This is a genomic window from Kitasatospora sp. NPDC001540 (genome assembly GCF_042894345.1).
Taxonomy (GTDB): Bacteria; Actinomycetota; Actinomycetes; order Streptomycetales; family Streptomycetaceae; genus Kitasatospora; species Kitasatospora phosalacinea_C.
Genome location: NZ_JBIAVO010000038.1, coordinates 1 through 12,368, shown reverse-complemented (window position 1 = coordinate 12,368; position 12,368 = coordinate 1). Strand labels below are relative to the sequence as shown.

The window sequence follows — 12,368 nt, the reverse complement described above, 5'->3', positions numbered from 1 at the left end:
CTGACCGCCCGGCCCGCAGCGACGCCCGGGCCGGTGGGGGTCGGGCGCGGGCCACGGTCCATACTTGGGCGATCACTCGTCGAGAGGCACCGCCCGGATGGCCGAGAACTCCTCCGCACCACGCGGAGCACTGCTGCAACTGACCGGCGTCAGCCGCTCGTACGGCGGCCGGGAGGTGCTGCACCCCGTCGACCTCGCCCTCGCGGCCGGCGAGTGCGTGGCCCTGCTCGGGCACAACGGCTCCGGCAAGTCGACCCTGCTGCGGGTCGCGGCCGGACGCGACCTGCCCACCAAGGGCACCGTCCGCTTCGACGGCCTGGCGATGGACGAGAACGACCCCCGGATCCGGGCCCGGGTCGCCGTCGTCGGCGACACCGTCGCCTGCTACCCCGACCTCACCGTCCGCGAGCACCTGCTGCTGGTCGCCGTCGCGCACGGGGTCGCCGACGCCGCCGACTGGGTCGACCAGGTGCTGGAGAACCGCTCGCTCACCGAACGGGCCGACGCCCTGCCCACCGCCCTCTCCTCCGGCCAGATGCAGGCCCTGCTGCTGGCCTGCGCCCTGGTCCGCCCCCGCGACCTGCTGCTGCTGGACGAACCCGAGCAGCGCCTCGACCCGGAGGCCCGCCGCCGGCTCGCCGAACTCCTGAAGGCCGAACTCGCCGACGGGGTCGCGGTGCTGCTGGTCACCCACCACACCGACCTCGCCCTGGAGGTCGCCGACCGCGCCGTGGTCCTGGAGGACGGCCGGGTCGTCCGCCAGGGCCCGCCCGCCCGCGTCCTCGCCGCCACCACGGTCGCCGCCGCCACCCCCGGCACCGGAACGGCCCGGCTCCGGTGAGCGGCCCGGACACCGCGGTCGAGGCCGGGGCCGAGGAGCAGGAAGAGGACGCGTCCGCCGCCGAGTGGACGGCGGACGACGACTGGACCGACGAGGCGCTCGCCCTGCTGCGCGCCCTGCGCGCCCCGCACCGGCGCAACCGGGCCAAGCAGATCGCCTTCGCCCTCTACTGCACGGTGCTGCTCCTGGTGGTCTGGGGCGGCATCCCCAGCCTCGGCCTCTTCCTGCAGGCCTCGATGGGCGCCGACTACACCGGCTACGGCCCCGGCCTGCTCGCGGGCCTGCCCAGCGGGGCCGCCGCGGCCGGGCTCGCCGTCCTGCTGCTGGCCGTCCGCGACGGGCTGTGGCGCGGGCCGGTCGTCCCGCCCCGGGCCACCACCGACTGGCTGCTCGCCCACCCCGTCCGGCCCCGACCGGTGCTGCGGCCCTGGTTCTGGCTCTCCTGCGCCCTGGCCGTCCTCCCCGGCCTGGTGGCCGCCCTCGGCGGCATGGTCGCGCTCGGCCTGACCGTGCGCACCGGTCTGCCCGCCGCCCTCGCCTGGTGCCTGGTCGGCGGGGCCTGCCTGCCGCTGCTGGGCGTCTGCGCGGGCCTGCTGGTGCAGCGCGACCCGCGGGCCGCACGCTGGGCGCGCCGACTGACCCCGTACGCGACCGCGCTGGTCGTCGCCTTCGCCGTGCAGAGCGCGCTGGCCGTCGCCGGCCACCCCGTCCACTGGCTGGAGCGGGTCGAACTGTGGTCCGGCCCGTGGGGCTGGGCCGGGATCGCGGCCCTGGCCCCGACCCCCGCCGCCGTCCCCGGCGGGCTGCTCGCCGCCGCCCTGCTGGTGGTGCCGACCGCGCTGGGCCTGGTGCTCGCCGACCGGGCCGTCGCCACCGTGTCGCTGGCCCTGCTGCGGGAGCGCGCCCGCACCGCCGCCGGAGTGCTGGCCGCGCTGCGGACGGTCGAACTGCGCGCCGCCCGGCTGGCCGTCTCCAGCGCCTCCGGGGAGGGCGGCCGACTGCGGGTGCGGCTGCCCGCGCCCCGGCGGCCCTGGCTGGTCCTGTACTGGCGCGACACCCTCTCCTTGCTCCGCACCCCCGCCCGGCTCGGCCGCGCGGTGCTGCTGGCCGTGCCCGCCCTGCTCTGCGCCGTCCCGGCGGGCGACACCCGGGGCCTGCTGTCCTGGGCGGTCACCGGGCTCGCCCTGCTCTTCGGCTACCTGGCGCTGGCCCAGCTGCTGGAGCCCGCCCGGATCGAGACCGACGACGTGCGCCGCTCCTCCTGGTCCCCGTACCCGTTCGCCGGGCTGATGCTGCGCCACGCGGTGGTGCCCACCGCCCTCGGCCTCCTGCTGGGGACGGCCGGGGCGGGCGCGGTGCTCGCGCTCGGCGGCGGCGCGCAGGCCTGGCTCGCCCCGCTGGCCGTGCCGCCGCTGGTCGCCGCCGGGCTGGTGAACGCCTGCCGCGGCCCGGCCCGCAACGACCTGCTGTACCGCTCGCCGCAGCCCAGCGGCGGGAGCACCGGCGTCCTGATGTTCACCGCCTGGTACGCGGCCGGTCCGGCCGTGACGGTGCCGCTGCTGGCCCTGCCGCTGTCGGTGGTGCTGCGCGGCGGGCCGGAGGCCGGACCGCTCCCGGCCGCCGCGTTCGGCCTGCTGCTGGCCGCCGCGCTGCTCCAGTGGGCCCGGCTCCGGGCGGCCGCCCTGCCCCGGCGGGCCCGGGCCGCCGCCGCTGCGGCGGCCCGGGCCTAGCGTCCCGGGCGGTCACGGCGTCCCGGGAGCCGGTCGGCCGCGGTAGCGCCGGGCCACCGCGGCGAAGGCGGCCTTGGGCTCCCAGGCCATGTCCGGGTAGGCGGTGCCCCGGCGGCCCTCCAGCAGCTTGACGATGCCCAGGGACGCCCGGTCCAGGTCGTCCCGGGGGTCGCCGTCCGGGCGGTGCGGGTAGCCGGAGAGGGCGAACAGGTAGACGAACGCGCTGTCCACGCCCTCCTCCTCGAACACCTCCAGCAGCTCGTCCAGGTACGCGGCCTGCCCCTCCTCGTCGCGCTCGTGCACGCCGTCCAGGCGCACCGGCGCCCCGGTCACCGGGTCGTGCTCGACCACCTCCAGCACCCGCCCGCCGCGGTCGCCCGCGCCGCGGTAGGCGGCGGTGCCGAAACCGGTGACGGCGAGCGGCTTCGGGCCCCGGGCCAGGGTGCGCACCGCCTCGCGGAACACGTCGGCGACCTCGGCGGAGCGCAGCAGCTCGAAGGTGGTGAAGTCGAAGGGCGTCCAGTCGACCTGCTCGAACTGGATCGCCGCGTAGGTGAGCCGCCCGCCGAAGCGGGCCCGGACCTCGGCCGCGGCCCGGCCCAGGAAGGCGTTCATCCGCACGCCCAGCTCGCGCAGCGCCCCGGCCCGCTCCTCGGGCCGGGCCATCAGCCGCCCGACCCGCTCCTCGGGACCGTCCCCCGGCAGGAAGCCGCGGTTCATCACGCTCAGCTCGACCCCCGCGACGAACACCACCTCGGCCCCGCCCCGCCGCAGCCGCTCGGCCCGCTCCGCGCAGTCGCGCAGCAGGGCGAGGACCTGCTCCGGTTCCAACTCCAACGGGTAGGGCGAGAACCAGACCTCCAGCCCCAACCCGGCCGCCGCCGCGGCGGCCAGTTCCAACCGCTCCGGATCGCCGCCGATCACCTGGACGGCGTTGCAGTGCAGGTCGTCGCGGATGACGGCGAGCTCCCGTCGCACCACCGCCGGGTCGAAGTCCGGACGGGACGTCCGGCCGTGCACGACGAACCCGGTGTCGTAGGTCATTCCCCTTGCCCGCACGGTGTGCTTCCTCTCCTCGGACCATTGCTCGGTGCGTGCCGAGACTGACAGGAAAAGTGCGGGCACGCAAATTTGCTTACACGCAAGATTGCTGCCGCGAAGGATTGCGAGGGCGAAAGTTTGCGGGTGGGCATGTTTGCGGGCGCGCAGAGCGGTGTGGAAGGCTGGCCGCGTGACGACACCCGGGCTGCGGGAGCGGAAGAAGCGGGCCACCCGTGCGGCCCTGCGCGAGGCGGCGCTGCGCCTGGCCCTGGAGCGGGGCCCCGACGCCGTGCGGGTCGAGGAGATCGCCGAGGCGGCCGGAGTCTCCCCGCGCACCTACAACAACTACTTCGCCAGCCGCGAGCAGGCGATCGCCTCCGCCGTCAGCGCCGACCGGGAGGCGCGGATCGCGGCGGCCGTCATCGCCCGGCCCGCGGACGTGCGGCTGGCCGAGGCCGTCACCGACGCGGTGGTCGAGCAGTACGCGGACACCGGTGCGCAGGCCCCCGAGGCCCTGCTGCTGGTCGTCACCCGGCCCGCGCTCCGCGAGGCGTTCCTCGGCACCACCGCCGGGATCGAGCCCCCGCTCGCCGAGGCGATCGCCGCCCGGCTCGGCGACGGCGCCGCACCGGAGACCGCCCGCGTCCTCGCGGCCGGCACCGCCGCGGCGGTCCGCCTCGCGCTCCAGGACTGGCTCCGCCCGGCGGGCGACGCGGGAACGGGCGGTGCTGGAACGGGCACCACGGGAACGGGCGCCACGGGAACGGGTGGCGCGGCGGTCGGAGGCCTGGTCGTGCCCACCGGTTCGCTGGCCGAGCGGCTCCGCGCGGTGCTGGCCCCGCTCGCGCCCGCCTTCGACGCGGCCGAGCGGCAGGCCCGGCCGGAGCGCCGCCAGGTGCGGCGGGTGGTGCCGAACCTGCGGGTCGCGGGGGAGGGGGCGCAGCGCAGGAACCTGGAGTTCTACCGCCTGCTCGGCCTGGAGGAGGCGATGAACCACGGATGGATCATGACGCTGTTCGCCCCCGGCAACCCGACCGCCCAGCTCAGCCTCGCGACCCGGGACGGCACCGCGCCCGTCGTCCCGGACCTCAGCGTGGAGGTGGACGACGTGGACGCGACGTACGCGGCGGTGCAGGAGGCGGGGGCGGAGATCGTCCACCCGCTGCGCGACGAGGAGTGGGGCGTGCGGCGCTTCTTCGTCCGCGACCCGAACGGCCGGGTGGTCAACGTCCTCGGCCACCGCTGAGGACCCGCCCGAACGCCGAGACCGGCTCCCGAGACCGGCTCCCAAGGCCGGAGCCCGAGGCCGGACCGGATGGCCGGACCCCGAGGCCGGACCGGGCGGTCGGCGCGCGGCTACCAGCCGGTGCGCAGGCGGTAGGAGGCGGCGAGGTCGCGGACCTCGGCCGAGCGCACCACCTCGCGGCCGAGCACCGGCCGCAGGTGCTTGTCCAGCAGGCGCAGCACCTCCTCGGAGAGGCGGGCCTTGAGGCCCTCCGGCCGCCCCGGCAGCAGGCCGATCGCGATGTGCACGAAGGCGACCAGCTGGCCGTCCGCGGTGTCGACCCAGGTCTCCGCGGCCGGGCGGAAGAAGGTCTTGCACACGCCCCGGGAGGCCACCCACTCGCGCACCAGCGGGTGCAGCTCGCGGACGAAGCCGGGGCGGTCGAAGGCGTCGGCGAGCTGCGGGGAGTAGTCGACGGTGATGTGCGGCATGACGGGAACCTCTCCGCGCAGATGCTTGGCTTCTACATCCGCCCATCCTCCTCCCGCCCCGCCCCGTCCCCGCGCCCGGGGTGCCCGATCAGCGGACGCCCCCGACCGGAGAACGGTCACCGGGAAGTCACCAACGGCCCCACCACGGCGGCGGGGGCGGTTCCGCGGGCACCGCCGAGGGCTGCTCCGGATGCAGGCCGAGCCTGCGCAGCGCCGCCGCGTCCACGCTCACCCGCGCCACGCACCACCGCTGCCCGTCCGGCCCGAGGCAGTTCAGCAGGTCGAGGCGGATCTCGTCGCCCCCGAGCGGGAACCAGTCGATGCCGCGGGCGCGCAGTCAAGCCCGCAGGTGCTCCTCCCACGACGGCTGCTTCGCGCTGTTGCGGTACTCCAGCACGTGCACCCACCTCTCCTCGTCCCCGCCCGGCTCCTGGTCCATGCGGACCAGTCTGCCCGCCGCCCTGACCCCCTGTCAGGTGAACGGACGCCGGTGGGAACCGGATCGCCGACCGGGGAAATCCGGGCGCGGCCATTGGCCCGGTCCGAGCCGGGAGTGTAGGAATGAGCGTATGACCCGGTTTCGGGCAGCACCCGGTGGACGCAGCGTGGCGGACCAGGCCCCTCCGCGACAGCTGTCCATCCCCCCGCGTCCCCCGCGCCCCGTTCCCGCGCCGCCCCCGGCCCCCGCCCCCGCCGGACGGCCCGGATGACGGCCGCGGCGCGCGGGACGGGACGGCACCGCGCGCCCGAACCCGTCCTCGTCCGCGAAGGCGTCCTGCTGCTCGACGCCGATCTGCGGATCCGCTACGCCAACGACGAGGCCCGCCGCCTGCTCGACCTGCCCGCCGACTGCGAGGGCCGCCCGGTCGACGCGCTCGGCCTGCCGGAGGGCCTCAGCACCCTGCTGCAGCAGGACGGCGAACTCACCGGCGCCCCCGCCGCCGTCCACGGCCGCACCCTCACCGTCGACCTGCACGCCGTCGACCTGCCCGCCACAGACCCGCACCCCACCGACCCGCACCCCACCGACCTGCACCCCACCGCCCGCACCGGCGGGCCGTCCTGCCGGATCGCCACCCTGCGCGACAGCGCCCCGCCCACCGGCCCCGACACCGCCCGGCTGCGCCTGGAACTGCTCTACCGGGCCGGTGCCTCGATCGGCACCACCCTCGACATCACCCGCACCTGCGAGGAACTCGCCGCCGCCCTCGTCCCCGCGTTCGCCGACTTCGCCAGCGTCGACCTGTACGAGGGCGTCCCGGCGGGCGGCGAGCCCCGCCCCGGGCAGAACCGCCCGCTGCGCCGCGCCGCGCTGGCGGGCGTCACCGACCTGCCGCCGCTGCTGGCCCCCGGCTCGCCCGTCCCGCTGATCCCCGGCACCCCCCGGGCCCGGGCCGTGGCCGGGCTGTGCTCGGTGGTCGAACCCGACCTGTCGGCCGCCCTCGCGGCCTGGGACGAGATCAGCCCCGGCACCGTCGACGCGATGCGCGAGCAGCGGGTGCACACCCTGGTCACGGTGCCGCTGGCGGTCGGCGGGACGCTGCTCGGCGTGGCCACCTTCTGGCGGGCCCGCCCGCGCCCGGCCTTCGACGAGGAGGACCGCACCCTCGCCGAGGAGCTCGCCGCCCGCGCCGCCGTCCTGGTCGAGAACGCCCGCCGCTACACCCGCGAGCACACCATGGCCGTCGCCCTGCAGCACAGCCTGCTGCCCGCCGGACTCCCCGAGCAGCACGCCCTGGAGGTCGCCTCCCGCTACCTGCCCGCCCAGGCGGGCGTCGGCGGCGACTGGTTCGACGTCATCCCGCTCTCCGGCGCCCGGGTCGCCCTGGTCGTCGGCGACGTGGTCGGCCACGGCGTCCACGCGGTCGCCACCATGGGCCGGCTGCGCACCGCCGTGCACACCTTCTCCTCGCTCGACCTCGCCCCCGACGAACTGCTCGGCCACCTCGACGCCCTGGTCAACCGCCTCGACCAGGAGCACCCCGCCCCCGACGGGGCCGAGCGCCCGATCACCGGCGCGACCTGCCTGTACGCCGTCTACGACCCGGTCACCCGCCGCTGCACGATCGCCCGGGCCGGCCACCTGCCGCCCGCCGTGGTCCACCCCGACGGGCGGGTCGAGATCGTCGACCTGCCCGCCGGGCCGCCGCTCGGCGTCACCGGCCTGCCCTACGAGACCGCCGAACTCGAACTCCCCGAGGGCAGCCGCCTGGTGCTCTACACCGACGGGCTGCTCGCCCCCCGCGGCCACGACCTCGACCACGGCCTGAAACTGCTGCGCGCCGCCCTCGCCCGCCCCGGCCGCGACCCCCGGCAGACCTGCGAGGACCTGCTCGCCGCCCTGCTGCCCGCCGATCCCGCCGACGACGTCGCCCTGCTGGTCGCCCGCACCCGGGCGCTGCCCGCCGACCACGTCGCCGACTGGGAGGTCCCCGCCGACCCGGCCGCCGTCGCCCGGATCCGCGCCGCCGTCACCCGCCGCCTCGACGACTGGGGCCTGTCCGAGCAGGCCTTCGCCGCCGAACTCGTGCTCAGCGAACTGATCACCAACGCCATCCGGTACGCCGCCCCGCCGATCCGGGTCCGGCTGCTCCGCGACCAGGCGCTGATCTGCGAGGTCTGGGACGGCTCGGCCACCTCCCCGCACCTGCGCTACGCCACCGACACCGACGAGGGCGGACGCGGCCTGTTCCTGGTCGCCCAGCTCGCCGAACGCTGGGGCACCCGCTACCCCGCCAGCGGGAAGGTCATCTGGGCCGAACTCCCGCTGGGGGAGTGAGACCGGGGCGCCCCCGCGGAGCCGCCCGGACGGCTCCGGAACGGTTCACTCCTCGCAGAGCTGCTTGAACAGCTCCAGGTCGGCGCGCACCGCCTCCTCCACCGCCCGGCTCTGCGCGAAGCCGAGCGGGCCGCCCAGCGCCCCGGCCAGCTCCTGCGGGTCGTACTCCAGGCGCAGCTGCACCCGGGTGTGCGCCGCGTCCAGCGGGCGCAGCGCGAAGGTGCCGCGCAGCGGCGGGCCCTCGACCGTCTCCCAGCTCATCACCCGGCCCCGCCCGTGGTCGGTCAGCTCGGCGTCCACCGCGTGCCGCCCGCCGCCGAACTCCACGTCCAGGTGCGCGTGGTGGCGGCCGTGTGCGCTGGCCTGCACCACCCCGGCGACGAACAGCGGGTACTCCGCCACCCGGTGCAGCTGCGACCAGGCCGTCCCCACCGGGGCGGTCACCTCGATCTGCTCCTCCAGCGTCGGCATCGGCCGCACCTCCGTGTCGGGTCCCTCGGCGCGCTCCCTCCAGCCTGCCAGGCGCCGGGCCGGGCGACGACAGCACGCCGCCCCCGACCGTCGGACGGTCGGGGGCGGCAGGGGCGGGCCCGCGGGCGGGGCGGGGTCAGGCCCCGGGGAACTCCCCGTCGAACGCGGCGGCCAGCCGCAGGTACGGGGCGGCCTCGGCGGCCCGGCCCTGGCGCTCCAGGACGCGGCCGAGCACCAGGTGCGCGTAGTGCTCCACCGGGTCGCGCTCGATCACCTCGCGCAGCTGCTCCTCGGCGCGGCGCAGCTGGGCCGAGTGGTAGTAGGCGCGGGCCAGCAGCAGGCGCGGGCCGACCTGCTCGGGCACCTCGTCGACGACCCCGGCGAGGATCAGCGCGGCGTCCGCGTACGCCTTGGAGTCGAAGAACAGCTGGGCGCGGGCCCAGCGCTCGGCGGTGCTCTCGCCGGGGGTCACCAGGGACGCACTGCCGTGGCGGAGGTCGGTGGTCATGCCTGCTCCTTCCCGTTTCCGGGTCCTGCCGGGCCGCGACGGCCCGACAGTCGGTTGAACATTCACCTACCGAGGGGTATTCCGCGCCCTACGGCACCCCCGCAGCGCCCTCGCGGCACCACCCGGAACGACCCGGAACGACCCGGCACCGCTCAGGACAGCTCCAGCAGCCGGTGCATGAACGGCACCGGCAGCGCCGGGTTCGCCGCCGCGGCCTCCGGCTGCGCGTCCGGCTCCAGCGCACCCAGCAGCGCCCGCAGCGGCAGCCGCGGATCGCCCGCCGCCGCCCGCGCCACCACCGGGTCCCCGTCCGCGGCCAGCGCCGCCAGCACCCCCGGCTCCAACTCCGGGTCGCGCAGCGCCGCCAGGCGCAGCGCGGGCTCCGCCCGGTCCGCCCAGCGGGCCAGGCCCGGCGCCGCGAACCGCGGGTCCGCCACCAGCGAGGCCGGGCCGAGCAACTGCTCGTACACCGCGCGCAGCAGCTCGCCCGGCGCGTCCGCGCAGTGCTCCGCCAGCGCCAGGCGCACCGTCAGTTCCCGGTCCGCGGCCAGCACCGCCACCACCTCGCCGGGCAGCCGCTCCAGCGAGGCCACCGCGCAGCGCACCAGCGGGTGCGCCGAACCCGCCAGCCGCAGCAGCTCCGCCGGGTCGTCCGCCCGCTCCGCCACCCACGGCAGCGCCGGGGGCACGTCCGGCAGCCGGTAGGCCACCGTGGCGCGCTGGGCCTCCGTCAGGTCCGCGCGCAGCGACACCGCCAGGCGCACCGCCTCGTGCGGGTCCGCCGCCAGCGTCAGCGCCAGGTCGGTGGGCAGCCGCGGGTTGCCCGCCACCGCGGCCCGGATCCGCGGGTCGTCGTCCAGCACCAGCCACTCGCCCAGCGCCCGCTCGACGGCCGCCGAGGCCGCCGTCCGCTCCCGGCGCGCCGGGTCGCTCTCCGCGATGTACCCGGCCAGCGTCACCGGCAGCTCGCGCTCCACCCGCAGCGCCCGCCGCACCGCGGCCCGCACCGCCGGGTCCCGGTCCGCCCGCAGCCCCGTGCGCACCGTCGGCGGCAGCAGCGGCCAGGACTCCGCCCGCACCGCGGCCGCCCGCACCAGCGCCGAGCCGTCCTGTGCCAGGCGCACCAGCAGCTCCGGCGGCAGGCCCGCGCAGCCCGGCACCCGGCGGCGGGTGTCCGGGTCCCGGTCGGCGGCCAGCGCGGCCAGCACCGCCGGGGGCAGTGCCACCCGGTGCGCGGCCGAGGCCGCGGCCCGCCGCACCCGGCGCTCCCGGTCGCCCGCCAGCACCGCCAGCGCCTGCGCCGACAGGCCCGGACGCTCGGCCAGCGCCGCCCGCACCTGCCACTGCGGATGCCGCAGCGCGGCCTCCACCACCGGCGCCGGCAGCTCCGCGCGGCGCGCCAGCCAGCCGGGCTCCGCGCCGTCCGCCAGCAGCCGCTCCAGCACCTCGGCCGGGGCCCCCGGATTGGCCGCCAGGCCGCCGCGCCAGGCCCGCACCGGTGGCGGGCCGGACAACGGGCGCCAGACGGCAGCCGACTGATGTGCGCTCAGATCGAGCACCTGTGGATACCTCCCCCGGAACGACAAACGCCATCGACCCTACCCGCGCGGCGGCGGTGCGTGCACCGGTTCCCGCCAGGCAGGCACGGACGGTCCACGGCATGTCGGAAGTGTGCGCACGACGCGGACGTCCGGAGAAGGAACGCCCCCGGCGGATGGCACCGAGTGCCATCCGCCGGGGGCGCGGACCGGGCGCCGGTGGGGCGGCGGCCGGTGGTCGGGGTGGGGTGGGTCAGGGGCGGGACGCGAGGCGGAAGGTCAGCACCCGGCCGCCCTCCTCGCTGGTCACCAGGTGCACCCGGGCGCCGATCGGCACCGCCCCCGGCAGGCCGCCGAGCACCGCGGCCTGCACGGTGAAGCCCTCGTCCAGCACGATCAGGTACGGGCGCCCCAGGTGCGGGCCGCGGCGGGTCGGGCGCAGCAGGCGCTGCACCGTGCCCTGGCCGCAGGCCCGCGCGGGCGTCAGGTCCGCCGAGCCGCACACCGGACACAGCAGGCAGGTCGCCGCACTGGCCGAGTGGCACCAGCGGCAGCGTCGGTAGTCGAGTTCCGCCTCGGCCGGCGCGAGCATCGTGAGGGTCATGGCCGTCTCCTCCCTGAGCCTGGGTGCGCCGCCGTACCGCCGCCCGGGAACGGGCGTGCGGTCGGGGCGTCTGCCAGAAGGAAGGTATGGCACTCAGTGCCTCCTGTAAAGGTACGGAGTGCCAGTCATACCGGCCGATCTTCGACGGGTCGTCGGCTCCGCGGGTCGGCGGGCCGACGGGTGCGCGGGCGGACGGGCGGCCGGAGCGGGCTCAGCCCTCCAGCGCGGCCTCGACGCCCTGCACCACCCGCCACATCGGCGTCCCCCGCCGGGCCACCATCACCACCACCTCGTCGTCCTGCGAGGCCCCGCCGGGACCGTCCGCGGCGCCGTCGCCCCAGGTGTCGACCACGAGCTGGAGCGCCTCGTCCACCGCCGCCCCCACGTCGCCCTCGCCGCCCGAGCGCAGCCAGGAGCGCAGCGCGAAGTTGTGCGCGGCGACCACCGCCGCCGCGATCACGTCCGCCCGCAGCGCGCCGTCCGAGCGGGCCGCGTACCGGGTGCGCAGGTGGCCCGCCAGGGTGCGCTCGTAGCGCCACACCACCGACAGTTCGTGGATGCGCAGGGTGGGCACCTGCTTGGTCAGCCGGTAGCGGCCCACCGAGAACGCCGGGTTGCCCGCGTACATCCGCAGCACCAGCCGGGCCGCGTCGCACACCTGCTCCACCGCGTCGCCCGCCGGGTCGGCCGCCGCCAGGAAGGCCGTCATGTCCGCCAGGCAGCCGTCGTGGTCGGGGAAGACCACCGCCTCCTTCGACGGGAAGTAGCGGAAGAACGACCGCCGCCCGACCCCCGCCAGCGAGACGATGTCGTCGATCGTCGTCTGCTCGAAGCCCCGCTCCGAGAACAGCTCGAAAGCGGCCTCCACCAGCGCGTCCCGCATCGTCGGCCGCCCCGCCCCGCCCCCGGCGGTCCGCTCCTGCTCGTGCACCTCGCTCATACCCGGACGGTAGCACCGACCGGGGTGTTCGGGCTGGGTCGGACGACACTCAGTGTGCATAATCGGGGGTACTGAGTGCCACACCGAGGAGACTGCCATGACCAAGGACTTCGACCTCTACCGGCTCGGCGAGGAGCACGTGATGCTCCGGGAGTCGGTGCGGGCGTTGGCGGAGGCGAAGATCGCTCCGTTCGCGGCGG

Annotated in this window: 11 protein-coding genes and 1 pseudogene; 5 read left to right on the top strand and 7 right to left on the bottom strand. The window is 77.0% G+C overall.

Going from position 1 to position 12,368, the window contains the following annotated elements:
- The first annotated feature begins 97 nt into the window (after positions 1–97).
- Together ACFY00_RS31670 and ACFY00_RS31665 are read left to right on the top strand one after the other, a co-directional pair.
- Positions 98–841 (top strand): ABC transporter ATP-binding protein, encoded by a 744-nt coding sequence (locus tag ACFY00_RS31670; RefSeq protein ID WP_388035878.1) that lies wholly within the window; start codon positions 98–100, stop codon positions 839–841.
- Complete coding sequence (locus ACFY00_RS31665) at positions 838–2,571, top strand: hypothetical protein (protein ID WP_388035875.1); 1,734 nt, start codon at positions 838–840, stop codon at positions 2,569–2,571. Before ACFY00_RS31670 ends, ACFY00_RS31665 begins: the two co-directional genes overlap by 4 nt.
- A 12-nt stretch (positions 2,572–2,583) precedes the next feature.
- Here the strand turns inward: ACFY00_RS31665 and ACFY00_RS31660 are convergent, their stop codons facing one another.
- Positions 2,584–3,615, bottom strand: coding sequence for a hypothetical protein (locus tag ACFY00_RS31660; protein WP_388035874.1), 1,032 nt, complete (start codon positions 3,613–3,615; stop codon positions 2,584–2,586).
- Between the two features lie 187 nt (positions 3,616–3,802).
- On the opposite strand from ACFY00_RS31660, the pseudogene ACFY00_RS31655 reads away from it, so the two are divergent.
- Both ACFY00_RS31655 and ACFY00_RS31650 read left to right on the top strand, forming a co-directional pair.
- A pseudogene (locus tag ACFY00_RS31655) lies at positions 3,803–4,495 on the top strand (TetR/AcrR family transcriptional regulator); the annotation flags it as partial.
- Positions 4,496–4,507: 12 nt separating this feature from the next.
- Positions 4,508–4,858, top strand: a complete 351-nt coding sequence (locus tag ACFY00_RS31650) for a VOC family protein (RefSeq protein ID WP_380474124.1) — start codon at positions 4,508–4,510, stop codon at positions 4,856–4,858.
- 110 nt (positions 4,859–4,968) lie between these two features.
- Here ACFY00_RS31650 and ACFY00_RS31645 read toward each other — a convergent pair whose 3' ends face one another.
- On the bottom strand, positions 4,969–5,328 hold the full coding sequence (locus ACFY00_RS31645) for a 5-carboxymethyl-2-hydroxymuconate Delta-isomerase (RefSeq protein ID WP_388035871.1): 360 nt from the start codon (positions 5,326–5,328) through the stop codon (positions 4,969–4,971).
- Positions 5,329–6,034: 706 nt separating this feature from the next.
- Between ACFY00_RS31645 and ACFY00_RS31640 the strand changes: the two genes are divergently transcribed.
- Positions 6,035–8,107: a SpoIIE family protein phosphatase gene (locus ACFY00_RS31640; protein WP_388035869.1), complete on the top strand. Its 2,073-nt coding sequence runs from the start codon at positions 6,035–6,037 to the stop codon at positions 8,105–8,107.
- A gap of 45 nt (positions 8,108–8,152) precedes the next feature.
- Here ACFY00_RS31640 and ACFY00_RS31635 read toward each other — a convergent pair whose 3' ends face one another.
- From ACFY00_RS31635 to ACFY00_RS31615, 5 genes are all read right to left on the bottom strand, one after another.
- The gene (locus ACFY00_RS31635; protein ID WP_388035866.1) at positions 8,153–8,578 is read right to left on the bottom strand and encodes an SRPBCC family protein; all 426 of its coding nucleotides are present in this window, start codon (positions 8,576–8,578) and stop codon (positions 8,153–8,155) included.
- Positions 8,579–8,714: 136 nt separating this feature from the next.
- Entirely contained in the window at positions 8,715–9,086 is a 372-nt protein-coding gene (locus tag ACFY00_RS31630) for a tetratricopeptide repeat protein (protein WP_388035864.1), read from the bottom strand.
- Between the two features lie 152 nt (positions 9,087–9,238).
- Complete coding sequence (locus tag ACFY00_RS31625; RefSeq protein ID WP_388035862.1) at positions 9,239–10,645, bottom strand: hypothetical protein; 1,407 nt, start codon at positions 10,643–10,645, stop codon at positions 9,239–9,241.
- Positions 10,646–10,877: 232 nt separating this feature from the next.
- Positions 10,878–11,228: a Zn-ribbon domain-containing OB-fold protein gene (locus tag ACFY00_RS31620; RefSeq protein ID WP_388035860.1), complete on the bottom strand. Its 351-nt coding sequence runs from the start codon at positions 11,226–11,228 to the stop codon at positions 10,878–10,880.
- A gap of 211 nt (positions 11,229–11,439) precedes the next feature.
- Positions 11,440–12,168, bottom strand: a complete 729-nt coding sequence (locus ACFY00_RS31615) for a TetR family transcriptional regulator (RefSeq protein WP_388035857.1) — start codon at positions 12,166–12,168, stop codon at positions 11,440–11,442.
- Positions 12,169–12,368: the final 200 nt, after the last annotated feature.